Origin of the sequence: Cupriavidus sp. SIMBA_020, assembly GCF_046535395.1 — a bacterium.
Lineage (GTDB): Bacteria > Pseudomonadota > Gammaproteobacteria > Burkholderiales > Burkholderiaceae > Cupriavidus > Cupriavidus campinensis.
The window spans coordinates 1-263 of the sequence record NZ_JAWRWU010000843.1; the positions used below are offsets into that span (position 1 = coordinate 1).

The window sequence follows — 263 nt, forward strand, 5'->3', positions numbered from 1 at the left end:
CGCTGTATGGCGCGATGCGCGAGATTCGCGCGGGCAATCCGGGCAAGCCGCTGTGGCGATGGTTCCGCGAAACGCGCGATTCGGACCTGCTGGTCGTGGCGGGCGAGGACGTCGCCGCGCTCGCGGGTCTCGCGATTGCGTTCGTCGCGGTGCTGCTGACGGTGATCACCGGCAATCCCGTGTGGGACGCGTGCGGCTCGATCTGCATCGGCTTTCTGCTGATGACGATCGCGTGGCTCGTCGCGCGCGAAGTGAAGTCGATG

1 protein-coding gene is annotated in these 263 nt (G+C 67.3%); it reads left to right on the forward strand.

Features of this window, described 5'->3' with window-relative positions:
* The coding region (locus SB751_RS31760; protein WP_410749239.1) for a cation transporter at positions 1 to 263 on the forward strand (263 nt) is incomplete at both ends.